General features: G+C 71.4%; 17 protein-coding genes. 15 read left to right on the forward strand and 2 right to left on the reverse strand.

Translation table 11 applies throughout. The features are described from left to right. Nucleotides 1-367: 367 nt before the first annotated feature. The 8 genes from IQ251_RS09655 (at nucleotide 368) to IQ251_RS09690 (ending at nucleotide 7,584) form a co-directional block, all read left to right on the forward strand. Nucleotides 368-691, forward strand: a complete 324-nt coding sequence (locus IQ251_RS09655; protein WP_193928159.1) for a DMT family transporter — start codon at nucleotides 368-370, stop codon at nucleotides 689-691. Further along, complete coding sequence (locus IQ251_RS09660) at nucleotides 688-1,290, forward strand: TetR/AcrR family transcriptional regulator (RefSeq protein ID WP_193928160.1); 603 nt, start codon at nucleotides 688-690, stop codon at nucleotides 1,288-1,290. The genes IQ251_RS09655 and IQ251_RS09660 overlap by 4 nt, the downstream gene beginning before the upstream one ends. 41 nt (nucleotides 1,291-1,331) lie before the next feature. Next, complete coding sequence (locus IQ251_RS09665) at nucleotides 1,332-1,850, forward strand: O-acetyl-ADP-ribose deacetylase (protein ID WP_193928161.1); 519 nt, start codon at nucleotides 1,332-1,334, stop codon at nucleotides 1,848-1,850. A gap of 156 nt (nucleotides 1,851-2,006) precedes the next feature. Beyond that, the gene (locus tag IQ251_RS09670; protein ID WP_193928162.1) at nucleotides 2,007-2,912 is read left to right on the forward strand and encodes a DUF4097 family beta strand repeat-containing protein; all 906 of its coding nucleotides are present in this window, start codon (nucleotides 2,007-2,009) and stop codon (nucleotides 2,910-2,912) included. 279 nt (nucleotides 2,913-3,191) lie between these two features. After that, the gene (gene dnaK / locus IQ251_RS09675) at nucleotides 3,192-5,078 is read left to right on the forward strand and encodes a molecular chaperone DnaK (RefSeq protein WP_193928163.1); all 1,887 of its coding nucleotides are present in this window, start codon (nucleotides 3,192-3,194) and stop codon (nucleotides 5,076-5,078) included. Continuing rightward, nucleotides 5,075-5,791 carry a nucleotide exchange factor GrpE gene (gene grpE, locus IQ251_RS09680; protein WP_370591304.1) on the forward strand — a complete coding sequence of 239 codons (717 nt, stop codon included), beginning with the start codon at nucleotides 5,075-5,077 and terminating at the stop codon, nucleotides 5,789-5,791. Before dnaK ends, grpE begins: the two co-directional genes overlap by 4 nt. A 123-nt stretch (nucleotides 5,792-5,914) precedes the next feature. Beyond that, on the forward strand, nucleotides 5,915-7,114 hold the full coding sequence (dnaJ, locus tag IQ251_RS09685; RefSeq protein ID WP_193928164.1) for a molecular chaperone DnaJ: 1,200 nt from the start codon (nucleotides 5,915-5,917) through the stop codon (nucleotides 7,112-7,114). A gap of 2 nt (nucleotides 7,115-7,116) precedes the next feature. Next, a complete protein-coding gene (locus tag IQ251_RS09690; protein WP_304610915.1) occupies nucleotides 7,117-7,584 on the forward strand; it encodes a heat shock protein transcriptional repressor HspR in 468 nt (155 codons plus the stop codon). A 31-nt stretch (nucleotides 7,585-7,615) separates the two neighbouring features. Here the strand turns inward: IQ251_RS09690 and IQ251_RS09695 are convergent, their stop codons facing one another. Beyond that, nucleotides 7,616-8,719: a globin domain-containing protein gene (locus IQ251_RS09695; protein ID WP_193928337.1), complete on the reverse strand. Its 1,104-nt coding sequence runs from the start codon at nucleotides 8,717-8,719 to the stop codon at nucleotides 7,616-7,618. Between the two features lie 415 nt (nucleotides 8,720-9,134). Here IQ251_RS09695 and IQ251_RS09700 point away from each other — a divergent pair, with 415 nt between their 5' ends. The 4 genes from IQ251_RS09700 (at nucleotide 9,135) to IQ251_RS09715 (ending at nucleotide 13,902) form a co-directional block, all read left to right on the forward strand. Next, on the forward strand, nucleotides 9,135-9,653 hold the full coding sequence (locus IQ251_RS09700) for a MarR family winged helix-turn-helix transcriptional regulator (RefSeq protein ID WP_228046485.1): 519 nt from the start codon (nucleotides 9,135-9,137) through the stop codon (nucleotides 9,651-9,653). 246 nt (nucleotides 9,654-9,899) lie between these two features. After that, entirely contained in the window at nucleotides 9,900-10,355 is a 456-nt protein-coding gene (locus tag IQ251_RS09705) for a MarR family winged helix-turn-helix transcriptional regulator (protein ID WP_228046486.1), read from the forward strand. Nucleotides 10,356-10,416: 61 nt separating this feature from the next. After that, nucleotides 10,417-12,936: an MFS transporter gene (locus IQ251_RS09710; RefSeq protein ID WP_228046505.1), complete on the forward strand. Its 2,520-nt coding sequence runs from the start codon at nucleotides 10,417-10,419 to the stop codon at nucleotides 12,934-12,936. Between the two features lie 108 nt (nucleotides 12,937-13,044). Beyond that, nucleotides 13,045-13,902 (forward strand): YceI family protein, encoded by an 858-nt coding sequence (locus IQ251_RS09715; protein WP_370591305.1) that lies wholly within the window; start codon nucleotides 13,045-13,047, stop codon nucleotides 13,900-13,902. Nucleotides 13,903-13,950: 48 nt separating this feature from the next. On the opposite strand, the gene IQ251_RS09720 is transcribed toward IQ251_RS09715, so the two are convergent. Continuing rightward, complete coding sequence (locus IQ251_RS09720; protein WP_193928168.1) at nucleotides 13,951-15,543, reverse strand: alanine/glycine:cation symporter family protein; 1,593 nt, start codon at nucleotides 15,541-15,543, stop codon at nucleotides 13,951-13,953. A 172-nt stretch (nucleotides 15,544-15,715) separates the two neighbouring features. Here IQ251_RS09720 and clpB point away from each other — a divergent pair, with 172 nt between their 5' ends. The 3 genes from clpB (at nucleotide 15,716) to IQ251_RS09735 (ending at nucleotide 20,054) form a co-directional block, all read left to right on the forward strand. Continuing rightward, a complete protein-coding gene (gene clpB, locus IQ251_RS09725; protein WP_193928169.1) occupies nucleotides 15,716-18,319 on the forward strand; it encodes an ATP-dependent chaperone ClpB in 2,604 nt (867 codons plus the stop codon). A 103-nt stretch (nucleotides 18,320-18,422) separates the two neighbouring features. After that, nucleotides 18,423-19,229, forward strand: a complete 807-nt coding sequence (locus IQ251_RS09730) for a TtfA family protein (protein WP_370591306.1) — start codon at nucleotides 18,423-18,425, stop codon at nucleotides 19,227-19,229. A 51-nt stretch (nucleotides 19,230-19,280) separates the two neighbouring features. Continuing rightward, nucleotides 19,281-20,054 carry an SDR family NAD(P)-dependent oxidoreductase gene (locus IQ251_RS09735; protein ID WP_193928170.1) on the forward strand — a complete coding sequence of 258 codons (774 nt, stop codon included), beginning with the start codon at nucleotides 19,281-19,283 and terminating at the stop codon, nucleotides 20,052-20,054. The last annotated feature ends 15 nt before the right edge of the window (nucleotides 20,055-20,069 follow it).

The following is a 20,069-nucleotide window of genomic DNA, read 5'->3' on the forward strand; positions in this document are numbered from 1 at the left end:
TTCGTCCGTTCGGCCGCACCGCGCTCTCCGGTCGGTGTCCGGAGCGGGCCTCGCGGGCGCCCGGGACGTCCGGCTCGTGCAGCTGTCGAGCAGCGATGATCGCCGCGCACGCCCGTCCGCGAGCCGGTGCGCGTCGCGCGCTGCCCGCCCGCGTCCGCGGGGGAGTGCGATTTTCGCCACTCGTCCGCCGTCCGCAGGTGTTCGTTTTCCCCAGGTCGTGGCGCTGATCGGTGTTCCCGGGTCCGGCGCGGGATCGGGTAGCCTCTAGAGAAACTAGGGCGATCGTTCAACTTTCGGCGATCGGTCAACGTTCTGCGATCAGTCGACGCGGGCTGCGGTGCCGACCGCGCTTCCCGGGGGAGGACTCATGGCGTACCTGCTGCTGGCAGGGGCGATCCTGGCCGAGGTGCTCGGCACGATCTCGCTGAAGCTGTCCGAGGGCTTCAGCAGACCGCTGCCGTCGGTGCTCGTCGTGGTCGGTTACCTGGCCGCGTTCACCGCGCTGGCCAGTGTGCTCAAGCAAGGGATGCCGGTCGGCGTGGCCTACGCGATCTGGGCCGGTGCCGGGGTGGCGCTGGTGGCGCTCATCGGCGCCGCGTTCCTCGGCGAGTCCATCACCGCGGTGCAGATCGGCGGCGTTGCGCTGATCATCGGGGGCGTGCTGGCACTGGAACTGGGTGGTGCGCATTGACCGGCCCCGGCGCCGACGGTCCGGGAACCGATGGGCGCCCTGGGACCGATGGGCGCAAGGCCAAGGGCGAACGCCGTCGCCGCGCGATCGTGGACGCCGCGCTGCGCGTGGTCGCGCGGGACGGGGTGGCCGGCGTCAGCCACCGCAGCGTGGCCCGCGAGGCCGGTGTGCCGCCCGCGTCCATCGCCTACTACTTCTCCGGGATCGACGACCTGCTGGTCGCCACGCTGCTGGAGAGCGCGGAAACGCTGGTGGTGGAGCTGGAATCGCTGCGCGAACGGGTCTCCGGGCCGGACGCCCTGCCCGCCGCGGTCGCGCGTTCCCTGGTCCGGATGGTCGGCGAGCACCGGGAGCGCACCATCGCGGAGTACGAGCTCTACCTGCTGGCGGCCCGCCGGCCCGCGCTGCGCCCGGCTGCGCGGCGGTGGATCGAGGTCGCGTCCGGCTACGTCGCGGACCGGGGTGATCCCGCGGCGGTGCGCGCGCTGCTGGCCGCGGTGGACGGGCTGCTCATGCAGGGGCTGATCGCCGACGAGGCACCCTCGGTCGCGGAGCTGGAGCCGGTGCTGCGCGGGTTGCTGACCCCGTTGCGCGGCTGATCCCCGTCGCGGCGCGCGGCGCGAGCGGCGAGACTTCGGGTGTGCGCGTGCAGCTGGAGCAGGGCGACATCACCGGGAGCCGGGTGGACGCGGTGGTCAATGCCGCGAACAGCTCGTTGCTGGGCGGCGGCGGAGTGGACGGCGCGATCCACCGCGCAGGCGGACCCGAGATCCTGCGCGCGTGCCGCGAGCTGCGCGCGACCGACTACCCGGACGGCTTGCCCACCGGCCAGGCGGTGGCCACCACCGCGGGCAACCTCCCGGCGACCTGGGTGATCCACACCGTCGGTCCCACCTACAGCCGGTCCGCGGACCGCTCCGGGCTGCTGGCCTCGGCGTTCACCGAATCGCTGCGGGTGGCCGGGGAGCTGGGTGCGACCAGCGCCGCCTTCCCGGCCATCTCCACCGGCGTGTACCGCTACCCGGTGGACGAGGCGGCCCGGATCGCGCTGCGCGCGGTGCGCGAGAGCCCGGTGGACCTCGACGAGGTGCGGTTCGTGCTGTTCGACGAGCCGACCCTGCGCGCCTTCGAATCCGCGTACCGGGACGTGTTCGGCTGAACCGCGATCCCGGTCCTGGGCGGCTCCGGGGTCCGGCGGGCGCGGATTCCGGGGCGCATCGGGGGAATCCCCGATGGGTGGTGCGCCCCGCGCCCATAGCCTCGGTGCACGGCTCGGCAGAGGTGCTGCCGGGATCCGCACGCCAGGGGGAGCAGGATGCGCATCGGACTCGCGATCGGCGGCGTGGTGCTGGTGCTGGCCGGTACGGGGGTGCTGGCGCACGAGGCGCTGTCCGGGGACGTCGACGTGCGGTCCGCGCCGCTGGACGGCATCTCGGACGTGCGGCTGGAGCCGGGCCGCGGCAGCGTCGAGATCGTCCGCGAGCCGGGGCGCGCGGGCGTCGAGCAGTCGGTCACCCGGTGGAGCTGGCCGTGGCAGGGCGCGGACGGCGAACCGCCGCACCACCGGGTCGAAGGCGGCACCCTCGTGCTGGACACCGACTGCGGGGACCGCTGCGACGTGCTCCACCGGGTGCACCTGCCCGCGGACGTCCCGGTGAGCGGCCGGCTCGGTTCCGGGCGGCTGGACGTGCGGGGCATGCGATCGGTGACCGCCGAGGTGGGGTCCGGGTCGATCGGCGTGCGCGAGGTCGCCGGCCCGGTCGACGTGGGCACCGGATCGGGCTCGGTGCGGCTGCAGGAGCTGTCCGGGACCGTCGACGCGCGCACCGGCAGCGGTCAGGTGCGGGTCGCCGGCCTGCGCGGCGAGCGGTTCACCGCGCGCACCGGTTCCGGCGGTGTGCGGATGGTCGACGTCGGTGGGCGGGTCGATGTGCGGACCAGCAGCGGTGGGGTCGACGGGCAGCAGGTCGGCGGCGCGGACCTCGTGGTGCGCACCGGGTCCGGTTCCGTCTCGCTCGGCCTGCTGGATCCGCGCCGGGTCGTGGTGGGCACCGGCAGCGGCGCGCTGGACGTGGCGGTGCCGCGCGGCACCGGCGGATACCGGGTGGACACCGACTCCGGCAGCGGTGCGGTCGAGGTCGGCGTGCCGCAGGACCCCGCGGCCGACCGGCACCTGCGGTTGTCCACCGGTAGTGGTGCGGTGCGGGTGCACGAGTCCTGACGCTTCCCGGCACGAAGCCCCCGTCACCCGCGGTGACGGGGGCTTCGTCTGTTCCGCAGCTCACCGGCCGGCTCGGCGGGGAACTGTTCGGCCTGCTCATCCGTTGACCCAGCAGCAAGCTTGAGTGCGACTCGCTCAACCGCGAGTTGACGCCGCGCGGTTGCGATCGGTAGAACTTGAGTGAGAAGGACTCAAGGGGAGTCGGCCCGCTGCGGCCGCCCCCGGGGAGGCCCGCAGGGCGCCCCGCACGAACAGACCAACAAGTCGGGAGGAATACCCATGTCGCGAGCGGTCGGTATCGACCTGGGGACGACCAACTCCGTCGTTTCCGTCCTGGAGGGCGGTGAGTCGACGGTGATCGCCAACTCCGAGGGCTCGCGGACCACCCCGTCCATCGTCGCCTTCGCGAAGAACGGCGAGATCCTCACGGGTCAGCCCGCCAAGAACCAGGCTGTCACGAACGTCGACCGCACCATCAGGTCGGTCAAGCGCCACATGGGCACCGACTGGAACGTCGACATCGATGACAAGTCCTACACCGCCCAGGAGATCAGCGCCCGCGTGCTGATGAAGCTCAAGCGGGACGCCGAGGCGTACCTGGGCGAGGACGTCAGCGAGGCCGTCATCACCGTCCCGGCCTACTTCGAGGACGCCCAGCGCCAGGCCACCAAGGAAGCCGGTCAGATCGCCGGCCTCGACGTGCTGCGCATCGTCAACGAGCCGACCGCTGCCGCGCTGGCCTACGGCCTGGACAAGGGCGAGAAGGAACAGACCATCCTGGTCTTCGACCTCGGTGGCGGCACCTTCGACGTCTCGCTGCTGGAGATCGGCGAGGGCGTCGTCGAGGTCCGCGCCACCAGCGGTGACAACCACCTCGGTGGTGACGACTGGGACGAGCGCATCGTCGAGTGGCTGGTCGACAAGTTCAAGAGCGCCAACGGCATCGACCTGAACAAGGACAAGATGGCGCTGCAGCGGATCAAGGAAGCCGCTGAGAAGGCCAAGATCGAGCTGTCCAGCTCCTCGCAGGCCAGCATCAACCTGCCCTACATCACGGTCGACGCGGACAAGAACCCGCTGTTCCTGGACGAGACGCTGTCCCGCGCCGAGTTCCAGCGGATCACCTCCGACCTGTTGGAGCGCACCCGCAAGCCGTTCGAGGCCGTGCTGCGTGACGCGGGCATCAAGGTCGGCGACATCGACCACGTGGTGATGGTCGGCGGCTCCACCCGCATGCCGGCGGTCAGCGACCTGGTCAAGGAGCAGGCCGGCCAGGACCCGAACAAGGGCGTCAACCCGGACGAGGTCGTCTCGGTCGGTGCGGCCCTGCAGGCCGGTGTGCTGCGCGGCGACGTCAAGGACGTGCTGCTGCTCGACGTCACCCCGCTGTCCCTGGGCATCGAGACCAAGGGCGGCATCATGACGAAGCTGATCGAGCGCAACACCACGATCCCGACCAAGCGCTCGGAAACCTTCACCACGGCCGACGACAACCAGCCGTCCGTGCAGATCCAGGTCTTCCAGGGCGAGCGCGAGATCGCCGCGCACAACAAGAAGCTCGGCATGTTCGAGCTGACCGGGCTGCCGCCGTCCCCGCGCGGTGTGCCGCAGATCGAGGTCACCTTCGACATCGACGCCAACGGCATCGTGCACGTGTCCGCCAAGGATCAGGGCACCGGCAAGGAGCAGTCGATGACGATCACCGGCGGCTCCGCGCTGCCGAAGGACGACATCGATCGCATGGTCAAGGACGCCGAGGCCCACGCGGAGGAGGACCAGAAGCGCCGCGAGGAGGCCGAGGCCCGCAACCAGGCCGAGACCCTCGTCTACCAGACGCAGAAGGTGCTCACCGACAACGACGAGCAGCTCCCGGCCGACGTCAAGGAGAAGGTCCAGGGCGCGGTCGACGAGGTCAACGAGGCGCTCAAGGGCGAGGACACCGAGGCCATCAAGTCCGCGATGGAGAAGTTGGCCACCGAGTCCCAGGCGCTGGGCCAGGCGCTGTACGCCGACGCCGGTGGTGCGGACGCCGCCGGTGCCGCGGGTGCCGGAGCGGCCGGTGCTGCGGGCGCGGGCGCTGACGAGGACTCCGCGTCCACGTCCGGTGGTGCCGACGACGTCGTGGACGCCGAGATCGTCGATGACGAGGACGAGAAGAAGAAGTGACTGCGAACGCCGACAAGCCGGACGTGACCGGCGAGGAGCAGGAGCAGGAACCGGTGGTGGTCCGGGACCGCCGCAGGATCGACCCGGAGACGGGTCGGCGGAGGTCGGCGACCTCGAACGGAGATGAGGCGCACGTGCCAGAGAGCATTTCCGGCACGCTCGACGACGAGCTGGCCCGCGCGGCCGAGCAGGGCGGCGGGCAGCCGGAGGGTGCCCCGACCGAGCAGCCCGCCGGTGAGCAGTCCGGCCTGCACCAGCAGGTGGAGGAGCTGACCGCGGACATCAAGCGGGTCACCGCCGAGTACGCGAACTTCCGCAAGCGGGTGGAACGCGACCGCGAGTCGGTGATCGAGTCCGCCAAGGCGTCGGTGGCCGGCGAGCTGCTGACCGTGCTCGACGACGTGGAGCGCGCCGAGGCGCACGGCGACCTCACGGGTGCGTTCAAGTCGGTGGCGGACAAGCTGATCGCCACGCTGGATTCGGCCGGGCTCAAGCCGTTCGGCGCCGAGGGCGAGGAGTTCGACCCGGCGGTGCACGAAGCGGTGCAGCACGACACCTCCGCCGAGGTGTCCGGTCCGACCGTGACGACCGTGCTCCGGCGCGGCTACCAGTTCGGTGATCGGGTGCTGCGACCGGCGATGGTCGCGGTGACCGACCACGCGCCCGAGGAGCCGGAGGGCTCGGACGGCGCGGATCCGACCGCGCAGAGCTGACCGCGGGCACGGCCCCGAACGGGTTCCGCCCGTTCGGGGCCGTGCCGGGTCTACCCGCACCGCCCGGCAAGCCCTTGTACAACAGTTCCTAGTGCAGGCCTGACATCGAAGGAGGAGCTCCCGGTGAGTGCCAGGGAATGGCTCGACAAGGACTTCTACGCCGAACTGGGCGTTTCCTCCGACGCGTCGGCTGATGAGATCAAGAAGGCTTACCGGAAGCTGGCCAGGGAGAACCACCCGGACGCCAATCCGGGCGACAGCAAGGCGGAGGCCAAGTTCAAGGCGGTCTCCGAGGCGTACGGCGTGTTGTCCGATCCGGACAAGCGCAAGCAGTACGACGAGGCGCGCAGGCTGTTCGGTTCCGGCGGGATGCCCGGCGGCGGAGGCGGTTTCGGCGGCCAGGGCGGTTTCGACGTCGGTGACCTGTTCGGCGGTGGCGGACAGGGACCCGGCGGGTTCGGCGACCTGTTCGGCGGCGGTGGTGCGCAGGGCAGCGGTGGGCTCGGCGACCTGTTCGGCGGGTTGTTCGGCAACCGGCGCGCCGGCGGCACCACCGCGAACCGCCCGCAGCGCGGCGCCGACGTGGAGACCGAGGTGCGCATCGACTTCGCCGAGGCGGTGCGCGGTGCGAAGGTCCCGCTGCGCCTGTCCAGCCCGGCGACCTGCACCAAGTGCCGCGGCAGCGGGGCGAAGCCCGGTACCCAGCCGCGGGCCTGCAGCAACTGCGCGGGGACCGGACTGGTCACCCGCAACCAGGGATCGTTCGCGTTCAGCGAGCCCTGCCCGGACTGTCGCGGCGACGGGCGCATCGTGGACGACCCGTGCCCGGACTGCCGCGGTGCGGGGGTGAGCTCGCGCAGCAGGACGATGACCGTGCGCATCCCGGCCGGCGTCACCGACGGGCAGCGCATCCGCCTGGCGGGTCAGGGCGAGCCCGGTCGCAAGGGCGCGGTCGCCGGGGACCTGTACGTGGTGGTGCACGTCAGCCCGCACCGGGTGTTCGGACGTTCCGGTGATGATCTCACCATCACGGTCCCGGTCACTTTCCCGGAAGCGGCGATGGGCACTACGTTGACCGTGCCGACCCTGGACGGGAAGGTCTCGCTGAAGGTGCCCGCGGGCACCGGAACGGGCCGGACTTTCCGGGTGCGCGGCAAGGGCGCGTCGAAGAAGGACGGCAGCACCGGCGACCTGCTGGTGACCTTACAGGTCGCTGTTCCGTCCAAACTGGACGGAAAAGCGGCCGAGGCGCTGGCGGCGTACGCCGAGGCGACCGCCGATGACGATCCCCGCCAGGACCTGAACGAGTTGCTCGGGAGGTAGTCATGGCCGGTCGGCGCACTTCGGGTGCGGGTGACTTCTCCGCCGCGGGGTTCCCCCCCGGCGCGAACGAGGACACCCCGATGTTCGTCATCTCGGTCGCCGCCGAGCTCGCCGGGCTGCACGCCCAGACGCTGCGCAGCTACGACCGGCTGGGTCTGGTGTCGCCGGGGCGGACCCCGGCGGGCGGACGCCGCTACTCCCCCCGCGACATCGCGCTGCTCCGCGAGGTGCAGCGGCTCTCCCAGGAGGAGGGCGTGAACCTCGCCGGCATCAAGCGGATCATCGAGCTGGAGAACGAGGCCGATGCGCTGCGGGACAAGGTCCAGGAGCTGACCGAGGAGCTGGCCGCGGCCTACGCGGCGGCCGAGCAGGCGGCGGCGCAGGTGCACGCCTCCTACCGCCGGGACCTGGTCCCGGTGCGCCAGGAGACGGCGCTCGTGGTCTGGAAACCCGACCGCCGCCGACGCTGAGCGAGCCCTCCGCGGGGAGCACCCCGCCCGGTCAGTCCAGGGTGAACGGGTCGTAGTGGATGCGATCCAGCGGCGCTCCGGCGACCAGCAGCCGGGACACGGTCCCGCGGATCATTTCCGGGGAGCCGCTGACCAGGATGTCCCGGTCCTGCCACGCGCCGAACTCGGTGACCACGTCGGCCAGCGTGCCGTGCTCGGCGCCGCCGACCGTCGGGTCGGAATCGAGCACCGGCGTGATGCTGAACCACGGGTTGCTCATCGCGACCTGCTGCAGGTTCGGCAGGTCGTAGATGTCGTCCCGGGTGCGCCCGCCGTAGAACAGGTGCACGTGCGGATTGGTCCCGTACTGGGCGAGGTCCTGGATGATCGCGCGCATGGGGGTGACCCCGGTGCCGCCGGCGATCATCAGCACCTTGGTGTCCGAGGTCCGGTCGACGCCGAGCGTGCCCATCGGCGAACCGATCCGCCACTGGTCGCCGGGGCGCGCGTGCCACACCAGGGCGCGGCTGACCCAGCCGCGGTCCACCCCGCGCACGTGGAACTCCAGCACCCCGTCCTCGTCCGGGCAGTTCGCCGGGGTGAGGTAGCGCCACAGCCGGGGGCGCTGCGGGACTTCGACGCTGACGTACTGGCCGGGCGAGTAGGGCACCGGGTGGTCCGGGCGCACCCGGATGACGGCCAGGTCGGATTCGAGCCGCTCGTGCCCGACGACCTCGCCGTTGTACCAGGCCGGCCCCTCATCGGCCGCGGCCGCTTCGGTCATCGCCGAGGCCATGACCGTGTAGCACTCGGCCCAGGCGCGCTCCACCTCGCCGGTCCAGCTCTCGCCCGCGTAGCGCTTGACCGCGGCCAGCAGCGCGGTGCCGACAGCCTCGTAGTGCCCGGTGACCACGCCGAACTTTCGGTGGTCCCGACCGAGCTGCTGCAGGAACGGCAGCAGCTGGTCCGGCTTGTCGACCATCTGGATCACGTGCACCAGCGCGCGCAGCAGCCGGCTGCGCTGCACGTCCATGTTGACCGCGAACAGGTCGCGGGTCGCCGGGGCGATGCTGAACAGCGTCCCGTAGAAGAACTTCGCGACCTCGTCCGACTGCGGTTCGACGACGGCCCAGCTCTCCCGGATCAGCCGAACCATGCGGCTGGCGCCGGAGGTCGGCTCGTGCTCCGGTGGGGGCTCGGGGTTGAGTACGGGGTTCGCGCTCATCGTTCGGGTGCTGTCATCTCCCGGGTAGGCGGTGCCGCTCGTCGCCCGCACCGCTGCTGGGGCGTCGAGCACACCACTGCTGGCAAACGTCCCCCGACACGTCGGACCCTAACGTGTGCTGCGGTGAACGTGTGCCTTGATAGCACTTTTGAGTGCAAGATAACTACCAGTCGTCGACACTGCCTTGACGCTGTCGGGGGACGCGGCCGACTCCGCCTGTTCGTCGGAGCCGATGGCGTGGCAACGTGACCCGACCCGCCCGCGGGGGTCGCCGCGCGATGGGAAAGGCTGTGCGGGGCCGCGGGAGAACCTCCGGCAGCCAGTGGAACAGCAGGCGGGAACAGCGTTGGACGAGCGGGACCAGACGGGCGGCGCCGGGCACGATCCGCGCAGCGCCGTGCCGGCCGAGTCCGGGCCGGAGGCGCCGGAGGCGCCGGAGCGGCGCAGCGCGGCCGAGGACGTCGAGCGCGAGCTCGTGCTGATGTTCCGCCGGGCGCGCAACCTCTCGACGACGGTGGCCGCGCACGTGCACCCGGAACTCGACCCGGCCTCGTACAGCCTGCTGCTGATGATCGATGAGATGGGCCCGATGCGCGGCATGGACGTCGCCGAGCGCATCGGTCTGGACAAGTCGACGGTGAGCAGACAGATCGCGACGCTGGTGCAGCTGGACCTGCTGGAGCGGGTCCCGGATCCGGACGACGGCAGGGCGCGCCGGGTGCGGCTGTCCGAGCTGGGGCGGGAGCGCCTGGCCCAGGTGCGCGGTGAGCGCAGCAAGCACCTGCGCCGGGAGTTCGCCGCGTGGAGCACCGACGATCTGACCACGTTGGCGCGGCTGCTGTCCCGGCTCAACGAGATGATGTGACCCGCCCGGACGCGGGGCGTTGACGCGCCGGATGCCCGTTCGGTTCCCGGCGCCCTGATCCGTCCGCGGTGTCGCTGCCTGGGCGAATTCGCTGGTGATTCGACGCACATCGCTCCGCTCGGCCCGGCAATGAAGTTGTGTGGCGCAACTAAACGAGTAAAGTTGCGTGCAGCAACTAAGGAAATGGGCGCTATGGGACCGAACATCGAGACCTGTGGTGAGCTCCTCCGCCCGCTCCGAGCGTTGATGGGTCTGAAGCAGGTCGCCACCCAGCAAGGCCAGTTCACCGGTCGCGTCCCGTACGCGGCCGCCGGTCTGCTCACCGAGCTGGTGTTCCGCGGGGAATGCCGCTCCTCCGACCTCGCCCAGCACCGCATCGTGGATGCGTCCGTGGTGAGCAGGCAGGTCGGTCAGCTCGAACACGCCGGCCTGATCACCCGCAGGCCGGATCCCGCCGACAAGCGGGTGTCGCTGCTGCGCGCCACCCCGGACGGCGAGCACGCGGTCGCCGAACTGGAGCACCGCAAGGCCGAATGGCTGCGCGAGGCCCTGTCCGGCTGGCAGGACGACGAGGTGCGCAACCTCGCGCAGCTGCTCGGCACGGCCATGTCCGACATCCGTCGGTACACGGTCGACAACGCGGACTGCGCAGGTCAGCTGCAACGGAAGGACAACGATGACCAGCACTGCAGTGAGCAGTGAGCGGTCGGACGCGCAGCCCGCGTCCGGCGGCGGGGCCGATCCCGACACCGGGAACGGCCAGATGACCCACCGGCAGGTGCTGGAGGCCATGTCCGGCCTCATGCTGGCGCTGCTCGTCGCGATCCTGAGCTCGACGATCGTGTCGAACGCGCTACCCCGCATCATCGCGGACCTCGACGGCACGCAGAGCCAGTACACCTGGGTGGTCACGGCGATGCTGCTGACCTCCACCGCCTCCACCCCGATCTGGGGCAAGCTCTCCGACCTGTTCAGCAAGAAGCTGCTCTACCAGCTGGCGATCACGATCTTCACGGTCGGTTCGGTGCTGGGCGGTTTCGCGCAGTCGATGGAGGCGCTGATCGGCTTCCGCGCCCTGCAGGGCATCGGCATGGGCGGGCTGCAGGCACTGGTCCAGGTCGTGATCGCGGCGATGGTCTCCCCGCGCGACCGCGGGCGCTACACCGGCTACATCGGCGCGACCTTCGCGGTGGCCACGGTCAGCGGCCCGCTGGTCGGCGGGTTGATCGTGGACACGTCCTGGCTCGGCTGGCGCTGGTGCTTCTGGGTGACGGTGCCGATCGCGGTGATCGCGTTCATCGTGCTGGGCCGCACGCTGAAGCTCCCGGTGATCAAGCGGCCGGTGAAGATCGACTGGTTCGGTGCGCTGTTCCTGGTCGGCGGGGTCAGCCTGCTGCTGATCTGGGTCTCGCTGGCCGGCAAGCAGTTCGACTGGTGGTCGGTGGAAACCGCGCTGTTCGTCGGCGGTGGACTGGCGGCCCTGGTGGTGGCGGTGATCATCGAATCGGTGGTCAGCGAACCGATCGTGCCGCTGGGCATGTTCCGCAACCCGACGATCACGCTGGCCACGCTGGGCACGGTCGCGGTCGGCACCGCGATGTTCGGCGGGGCGGTGTTCCTGAGCCAGTACTTCCAGATCTCCCGCGGGTTCAGCCCGACCGGGGCCGGTCTGATGACGCTGCCGATGGTCGGCGGGCTGTTCGTGTCCTCGACGGTGTCCGGGCAGGTCATCTCGCGGGTGACCGGCAAGATCAAGCCGTTCCTCATCGCCGGCGCGACGCTGCTGATCATCGCGATGGGGCTGCTGAGCACCATCGACCACGAGACGCACCTGGCGCTGGTCGGTGGCTACCTGGCGCTGATGGGGCTCGGCGTCGGCATGCTGATGCAGAACCTGGTGCTGGCGGTGCAGAACGCCACCACCGCGCAGAACATGGGGTCGGTCACCTCGGTGGTGACCTTCTTCCGCACGCTCGGCGGCTCGGCGGGCGTGTCCGTGCTGGGCGCGGTGCTGGCCACCCGGGTGTCCGAGTACATCAGCGAGCAGTTGGCCGGGATCCCCGGCGCCGGTCAGGCGGCCGGCGGCGACGGCGCCGGGTCGATGGACGTCTGGTCGCTGCCGGAGCCGATCCAGACGATCGTGCGGTCCTCCTACGGCGACGCCTTCGGCGACATCTTCTTCATCAGCGCGTGCATCTCGGTCGTCACCCTGGTGGCGGTGCTGTTCATCCGCGAGGTGCCGTTGCGGACCACGATCGATTCCCACGAGGAAGGGGACAACGCATTGGTAGCGGCACGGCACGGTGCTGTGGACAACCCCGCTGAGCTTGTGGACAACTCGGCGGCGCATGGTAACGCCACCAACGGTTCCGGGCAGGTTGCGGGCGGTGGCCGGGATATTTCCCGAATGCCGGGCGAGCCTGTGGACAACTCTGTGGAGGAAAGCTCCGGTGGCTGGTCAGCGCTGCCTTCCGCGGGGCACGCGGCGCTCTCGGGGAGTGGACCCGGTTCATCCGATCCGGGTGGGCTCTTCGTGCACGGCACGGTGCTCGACTCCAGCGGCGAGCTGGCCGCCGGGGTGGTGTTGACGCTGACCGACGCCAACGGCAGGCAGGTCGAGCGGGCGCGCGCCGATCAGGACGGGCGGTTCCGGCTGCACGTGGACCACGGCGGCACCTACGTGCTCATCGCTTCCGGCGGGAGCTTCCAGCCGACCGCGGCCATGGTCGTCGTGGCCGACCGGCCTGTCCGGCACGACGTGCAGATGGTCGGCGCGGGGCGACTCGCCGGTGTCGTGCACAGCGGGGAGCACGGCGTCGCCGGGGCTACCGCGGTGCTCACCGATGTGCGCGGCGAGGTCGTGGCCAGCACGGCCACCGGACCGGACGGCCGCTACGCGTTCACCGACCTCGTCGGCGGCTCGTACGCGCTCACCGTCACCGCACCCGGCTTCCGGCCGATCGCCAACCAGGTCGACGTCACCGACGGGCAGCAGGCGGTGATCGACGTCGCGCTGCGCGCCGGCACCCGGCTGTCCGGCGTGGCGCGCTCGGCCAACCTCGGCGTCCCGGTACCGGACGCGCGGGTGACGCTGCTGGACTCCGGCGGCGGGGTCGTCGGCGCGGCGACCACCGACATCGAGGGCCGCTACGCGTTCACCGACCTGCCGGACGGCGAGTACACGGTGATCACCTCGGGTTATCCGCCGGTGGCCGGTTCGCTGCAGTTGGCCGGTGAGGAGACAGCGCACGACGTGGAACTCGGCTACCCGCAGGAGCAGTGACCGCCGGGGTGCGGGCCGGGATCGGCCCGCACCCGGCATCCAGCGCAGGCCCCCGCATCGGGACGGGGGCGGTCCGGCACGACCCGGGATCCGGGTCGAAAGAGGGAGATGTTGCACATGGACCACGGCCGACACGAGGCCGTGCCGGGCAGTGAGCCCGCGGGTGGCGCGGTGACGGGCAGCGTCCGCGCCGCCGACGGCTGGCCGATCCCGGAAGCCGTGCTCACCGTCGTCGACGCGACCGGTGCCCAGGTCGCGCGGGTGCAGGGCGATGCGGAGGGGGCCGTCGTGGTGCGGGACGTCGCGCCCGGCACCTACACGGCCATCGTCACCGCGGTCGGCCACGAGCCGGTGGCGCGCACGACCCTGGTCACCGCGGGCGGTCCGGGCGAGCTCGGCGCCGTGGAACTGCGCCGGGCCGGGGGCGCCGAGCTGCCGGAACCCGGCCGGTGGCGGATCGACCCGGTGCACTCCTCGATCCTGGCCACCGCCCGCCACCTGGGGATCAGCAGCATCCACGGCCGGTTCACCGACTTCTCCGGGCAGGTGCTGGTCGCCGATCCGGTCGAGCGGTCCGCGGTCGAGGTGAGCATCGCCGCGTCCAGTGTGGACACGGCCAACGCGATGCGGGACGACCACCTGCGCGGCGCCGATTTCCTGGACGTGGCCAACCACCCGGAGATCGCGTTCCGCTCCACCGCGCTGACCCGGCGCGGCACCGACCGGTGGGACCTGGACGGTGAACTGACGCTGTGCGGGGTGACCCGTCCGGTCCGGCTGGACACCCGGTTCGCCGGTGTGGGCCCGGACCCGTGGGGCGGCACCCGCGCTTCCGCCTCGGCCACCACCCAACTGCGCCGCGAGGACTTCGCGATGACCTTCAACCAGGCGCTGCAGACCGGGATCGCCGCCATCGGCACGACGCTGCGGGTGGAGATCGACATCCAGGCGGTGCGCGAGGGCTGAGCCGCGACCGCGCGGGGCGAGAACGCCGCCCGCCCCGCGCGGTCCGGATCAGCGCTGGGCGGTCTCGTCCCGGTCGGTACGGGTGATCTCGCCGCTGCGCAGCTTGCCCAGGTAGTTGGCCAGCTCCTCCTTGACCACCGGGATCAGGATGTAGAGCCCGATGATGTTGAACAGCGCCAGCGCGAACAGCACCGCGTCGGCGAAGTCCAGCACGCTGCTGAGCGTGAGCACGCAGCCGATCACCACGCCCAGGCAGAACAGCACGTTGTAGACCTGCATCCGGGCCCTGCCCTTGCCGAACAGGTACTCCCAGGCGCGCTGGCCGTAGTAGCCCCACGTGATGATCGTGGAGATCGCGAACAGCGCCACCGCCAGGGTCAGCACGTACGGGAACCAGGGCAGCACGGTGGCGAACGCTTCCGAGGTGACGGTCACGCCGTCCGGCTCGTCGCCGCCGCCGAGCACGGTCTGCTGGCCCTCGATCCAGAACTGCGGCTGCGCGATCACGATGGTCAGCGCGGTCATCGTGCAGATGATCACCGTGTCGATGAACGGTTCCAGCAGCGCCACGATGCCTTCGGTGGCCGGGTGCTTGGTGCGCACCGCGGAATGCGCGATCGGCGCCGAGCCGATTCCGGCCTCGTTGGAGAACGCGGCCCGTTGGAACCCGACCACCAGCACGCCCAGCACGCCGCCGAACCCGGCCTCCGGGCTGAACGCTCCGCTGATGATCTCGCCGGCGGCCGCGGGCACCGAGGTGATGTTCACCCCGATCACGGTCAGGCAGGCGAGCACGTAGACGACCGCCATGGCGGGGACGAGCTTGCTGGTCACCGCGCCGATCGACTTGATCCCGCCGATGATCACCGCGCCGATGACCAGGGCGAGCACGATCCCGACGCCCAGCGCCGCACCGTCCGAGCCGAGCGGTCCGGCGTCCCCGCCGCTGACATCGCGCAGCTGCGCGAACATCTGGTTGGCCTGGAACATGTTGCCGCCGGCCAGCGCGAAGAACAGGATCATCACCGCGGCGAGCACGGCCAGCACCCGGCCCAGCGCGGCGCCGAGGTTGTTGGGAATGCGCTCGGCGATGCCCTTGCGCAGGTAGTGCATCGGCCCGCCGGAGACGGTGCCGTCCGCGGCGATCTCCCGATAGCGCACGCCCAGCGTGCACTCCACGAACTTGGTGGCCATGCCGAGCAGGCCGCACACGATCATCCAGAACGTGGCGCCCGCCCCGCCGACGGTCACCGCGACGCCGACGCCGGCGATGTTGCCCAGGCCGACGGTGCCGGACACCGCCGAGGACAGCGCCTGGAAGTGGTTGATCTCGCCGGGCTCGCTCTTGTCGGTGTACTTGCCGCGCACCATGTTCACCGCGAGCGGGAACAGGCGGAACTGGACGACGCCGAAGACGATCGTGAACACCAGAGCGGCGATCGCCAGCCAGGCCACGATCCACGGCACCGAGGCGCCGAAGACCTGGACCTCGCCGAAGACGATGTTCGAGAAGGCTTCGGAGATCGGGTTGAACCACCGGTTGATGGCGTCCTCGATCCCGGAGACGGCGTCGCCCTGGGCGAGTACCTGGTGCGGTCCGGCCGGTGGTCCGCCCGCCGGTAGGTCTGTGATCTGGCTCATGACCGGTCAGTGCAGCACTGCCGCGTCACCGCAACAAGCTTTTCGGGTGAGTTTTGGATGAAATCGGTATCTGCGTGCCGCGGCTCGTTGAGTCCACAGCGCTCAACTTTCTTGTATCCTTGATTCAGTGGTCGGTCCTGCGCGGACCCGCGCGCTCGGCGGAAGGTGAGGAATGGACGCGTTCAACCCGACGACCAAGACCCAGCAGGCGATCTCGTCCGCGGTGCAGGCGGCGACCGTCGCGGGCAACCCCGATGTCGCGCCCGGGCACGTGCTCGGTGCGCTGCTCGCCCAGGCCGACGGTCTCGCTGCGCCGCTGCTGTCCGCGGTCGGCGCCGACCCGGCCGCGGTGCGCACCGAACTGGAGCAGCTGGTCAACGCGCTCCCCGCGGCCACCGGGGCGACGGTTTCCGCACCGCAGCTGTCCCGGGAAGCCGTCGCTGCGCTGACCCGCGGGCAGCGGCTGGCCACCGAGCTCGGCGATGAGTACGTGTCCACCGAGCACCTGCTGGTCGGTCTGGCCGCCGACGGCGGCCGCGTCGCCGACCTGCTGCGCAAGCACGGCGCCACGCCGGAGTCGCTCACCGAGGCGTTCTCCGCGGTGCGCGGGTCGGCGCGGGTCACCAGCCCCGACCCGGAAGGCACCTACCAGGCGCTGCAGAAGTACGGGCAGGACCTCACCGAGCGCGCCCGCAGCGGCGACCTGGACCCGGTGATCGGCCGGGACACCGAGATCCGCCGCGTGGTGCAGGTGCTGTCCCGGCGCACCAAGAACAACCCGGTGCTCATCGGCGAACCCGGTGTCGGCAAGACCGCCATCGTGGAAGGTCTCGCGCAGCGCATCATCGCCGGCGACGTGCCCGATTCGCTGCGCGGCAAGCGCGTCGTGGCGCTGGACCTCGGGTCGATGGTGGCCGGCGCGAAGTACCGCGGGGAGTTCGAGGAGCGGCTCAAGGCGGTACTCAAGGAGATCACCGAATCCGCCGGGCAGGTGATCACGTTCATCGACGAGCTGCACACCATCGTCGGTGCCGGGGCCACCGGCGAGGGTGCGATGGACGCGGGCAACATGATCAAGCCGATGCTGGCCCGCGGTGAGCTGCGCATGGTCGGCGCCACCACGCTGGACGAGTACCGCGAGCACATCGAGACCGACGCCGCGCTGGAACGGCGCTTCCAGCAGGTGCTGGTCGGCGAGCCCGGCACCGAGGACGCGGTGGCCATCCTGCGCGGGCTCAAGGAGCGCTACGAGGTGCACCACGGCGTGCGGATCACCGACGGCGCGCTGGTGGCCGCGGCGAGCCTGTCCGACCGCTACATCCCGGCGCGCTTCCTGCCGGACAAGGCCATCGACCTCGTGGACGAGGCCGCGTCCCGGCTGCGCATGGAGATCGACTCGCGCCCGGTGGAGGTCGACGAGGTCGAGCGCGCGGTGCGCAGGCTGGAGATCGAGGAGATGGCGCTGGCCAAGGAGGAGGACCCGGCCTCGCTGGACCGGCTGGCCGCGCTGCGCGGGGAACTGGCCGACCGGCGGGAGAAGCTCTCCGAGCTCACCGCCCGCTGGCAGCAGGAGAAGGAGTCGATCGACCGGGTCCGCGATCTCAAGACCCAGCTGGAGCAGCTGCGCGGGGAGGCCGACCGGGCCGAGCGCGACGGCGATCTGGGCCGGGCGGCCGAGCTGCGCTACGGGCGGATCCCCGGGCTGGAGAAGGACCTGGACTCGGCCGCCGCGGCGCAGGCCGAGCGCAAGGCGATGCTGCAGGAGGAGGTCACCCCGGACGACGTCGCCGATGTGATCAGCTCCTGGACCGGGATACCCGCGGGCAGGCTGCTGGAGGGCGAGACGGCCAAGCTGCTGCGCATGGAGGACGAGCTCGGCGCGCGGGTGGTCGGCCAGGCCGAGGCGGTGCGCGCGGTGTCCGATGCGGTGCGCCGTGCCCGTGCCGGGGTCGCCGATCCGGACCGGCCCACCGGTTCGTTCCTGTTCCTGGGGCCGACCGGGGTGGGCAAGACCGAGCTCGCCCGCGCGCTGGCCGGGTTCCTGTTCGACGACGAGCGCTCGCTGCTGCGCATCGACATGAGCGAGTACGCCGAGAAGCACTCGGTGGCCCGGCTCGTCGGCGCTCCGCCGGGTTACGTGGGCTACGACCAGGGCGGGCAGCTGACCGAAGCGGTGCGGCGCAGGCCGTACTCGGTGGTGCTGCTGGACGAGGTGGAGAAGGCGCACCAGGACGTGTTCGACGTGCTGCTGCAGGTGCTCGACGACGGCAGGCTCACCGACGGGCAGGGCCGCACCGTCGACTTCCGGAACACGATCCTCGTGCTCACCTCGAACCTCGGCTCGCAGGCGCTCGCCGACCCGGCCCTGTCCGAACAGGACGGCAAGGAGGCGGTGCATTCGGTCGTGCGCGGGCACTTCAAGCCCGAGTTCCTCAACCGGCTGGACGGCGTGGTGGTGTTCGGCGCGCTGACCACCGCGGAACTCACGTCCATCGCCGACATCCAGGTCGACCGGCTGGCCCGGCGGCTCGCGGATCGCAGGCTCACCCTCGACGTGCAGCCCGCGGCTCGGGACTGGTTGGCGCTCAACGGTTTCGACCCGGTCTACGGGGCCCGACCGCTGCGCAGGCTGGTGCAGTCGGCGATCGGCGACGAGCTGGCCCGCAAGCTGCTCGGCGGCGAGGTGCGCGACGGGGACGAGGTCGTCGTGGACGTGACCGACGACAACGGCGCCCTGACCGTCGGCACCGGCCGCGGTGCTCCCTCCGCCGGGTGATGCGGGTGCGTCCGGGCTGGTCACGTCGGCCGGTTCCGGTGCGCAGCGGTCGATCGGCCAGGTGATCTTCGCGAACGCGTCCCCGCCGACTACCCTGCCCCCTGTGGGCATACCTGCGTGGCTCTGGTTCGTCGTCGCCGCCGTTGCCGTCCTGGCCGGGGTGGTGGTCCTGCTCGTCGGCCGAACGCACCGCGCCCCGAACAACCGGGAGCGGCGCCGCTGGGCCGCGTTGCGCGGATGGCAGTTCGCCGAAACCGACCAGGTCCTGCCGACCCGCTGGGAACACGGCGTGCTCGCCCAGCACAGCGGCCCGGTCGCGCGCGACGTCGTGGCCGGCTCCACCTTCACCGGGGACGGCCGCCGCCAGGTCTCCGTGCTCGACCTGGAGGTGTCCGGCAAACCGGTCGCGGTGCTGACCGGTATCCGCTGCCGCAGGGAAACCCCGGTCGTCGCCGAGTTCTGGCTGCCGGAGGTCCCGGTTCCGCAGGATTCCGAACTCGACCTGCTCGGCCCGGTCGGCCCGCGGTACGCGTTCGTCACCGACGTCGCCGCCGCGCGCAGGCTCATCTCCCCCGACCTGGTGGACGCGGTCGAGGGGGCCGGGCAGGACGTTCCGGTCGTGTGGCTGGAAGGCGACTGGGTGCTGGCCGCCGTGGATCCGGGCGACGCCGATCCGGGCCGGCTGGAGCAGCTGCTGCGCGCGCTGGGCGATCTCGCCGACGTCGTCGACCCGACCGACACCGCCCCCAACCGGGATGCGCGGGACGAACCGGTGGGCCAGGACGAGCCGGTGGGCCAGGACGACACCGGAACCGAGGGCGACGACGCCCGGGTCGGCGCTTCGGTGGACCGGGACGAGCGCTCGGGCCGCGCCGGCGACGAGCCCGCCGAGCAGGAAGCCGAGAGCTGACCGCTGCGGCAGCGAACGCGGGCACCGGTAGCCGTCCGATAGGTTCGGTGCATGCCTACCGCACTCGTCACCGGAGCGACCTCCGGCATCGGCCGCGCGTTCGCGCGCAGGCTCGCCGCCGAGGGCCACGACATGATCCTCGTCGCGCGCGATGAGCAGCGCCTGCGCGACCTCGCCGGACGACTGGCGGATCGGCACGGGGTCGAGGTCGAGGTGCTGGCCGCGGACCTGGCCGACCCGGCCGCGCGCGAGCCGGTCGAGCGGCGGGTGGCGGACCCGCAGCGGCCCGTCGACGTGCTCATCAACAACGCCGGGTACGGCACGTCCGGGATGTTCTGGGACATCCCCGGCGAGCAGCTGCACGACCAGCTGGAGCTCAACGCGGGAGCGGTGCTCGGCCTCACCCGCGCGGCCGCGTCGGCGATGCGCGAGCGCGGTAGCGGCGACATCGTCAACGTCTCCAGCGTGTCCGGGTTCTTCCCGGTGTCCGGGTCGACCTACAGCGCGACCAAGGCCTACGTCACCACGCTGTCCCAGGGCCTGGCGACCGCGCTGGCCGGAAGCGGGGTGCGGGTGTTGGCGCTGTGCCCGGGATTCACCCGGACCGAGTTCCACGAGCGCGCCGGGCTGGAGATGGGCAGGCTGCCGAAGGTGTTCTGGCTGCAGGTCGACCGGGTGGTGCACGAGGCGCTCGCCGACCTGCGCGCCGGCAAGGCGGTGTCCATCCCGAGCCCGCAGTACAAGGCGCTGGTGGCGATCGGCCGCCTCATCCCGCAGAAGCTGCAGCGGCTGGTCGTCACGGCCACGGTGCCCGGCCGCACCTGACGCCCCGCCGTCGGC

The organism is Saccharopolyspora montiporae, from assembly GCF_015209505.1.
Lineage (GTDB): Bacteria > Actinomycetota > Actinomycetes > Mycobacteriales > Pseudonocardiaceae > Saccharopolyspora > Saccharopolyspora montiporae.

Bases quoted from the DNA above. Each gene is read 5' to 3' on its own strand.
- IQ251_RS09655 (WP_193928159.1), top strand. From the start codon at position 368: ATGGCGTACCTGCTGCTGGCAGGGGCGATCCTGGCCGAGGTGCTCGGC.
- IQ251_RS09670 (WP_193928162.1), top strand. From the start codon at position 2,007: ATGCGCATCGGACTCGCGATCGGCGGCGTGGTGCTGGTGCTGGCCGGT.
- dnaK (WP_193928163.1), top strand. From the start codon at position 3,192: ATGTCGCGAGCGGTCGGTATCGACCTGGGGACGACCAACTCCGTCGTT.
- IQ251_RS09690 (WP_304610915.1), top strand. From the start codon at position 7,117: ATGGCCGGTCGGCGCACTTCGGGTGCGGGTGACTTCTCCGCCGCGGGG.
- IQ251_RS09695 (WP_193928337.1), bottom strand. From the start codon at position 8,719: ATGGTTCGGCTGATCCGGGAGAGCTGGGCCGTCGTCGAACCGCAGTCG.
- IQ251_RS09705 (WP_228046486.1), top strand. From the start codon at position 9,900: ATGGGTCTGAAGCAGGTCGCCACCCAGCAAGGCCAGTTCACCGGTCGC.
- IQ251_RS09710 (WP_228046505.1), top strand. From the start codon at position 10,417: ATGACCCACCGGCAGGTGCTGGAGGCCATGTCCGGCCTCATGCTGGCG.
- IQ251_RS09715 (WP_370591305.1), top strand. From the start codon at position 13,045: ATGTTGCACATGGACCACGGCCGACACGAGGCCGTGCCGGGCAGTGAG.
- IQ251_RS09720 (WP_193928168.1), bottom strand. From the start codon at position 15,543: ATGAGCCAGATCACAGACCTACCGGCGGGCGGACCACCGGCCGGACCG.
- clpB (WP_193928169.1), top strand. From the start codon at position 15,716: ATGGACGCGTTCAACCCGACGACCAAGACCCAGCAGGCGATCTCGTCC.
- IQ251_RS09735 (WP_193928170.1), top strand. From the start codon at position 19,281: ATGCCTACCGCACTCGTCACCGGAGCGACCTCCGGCATCGGCCGCGCG.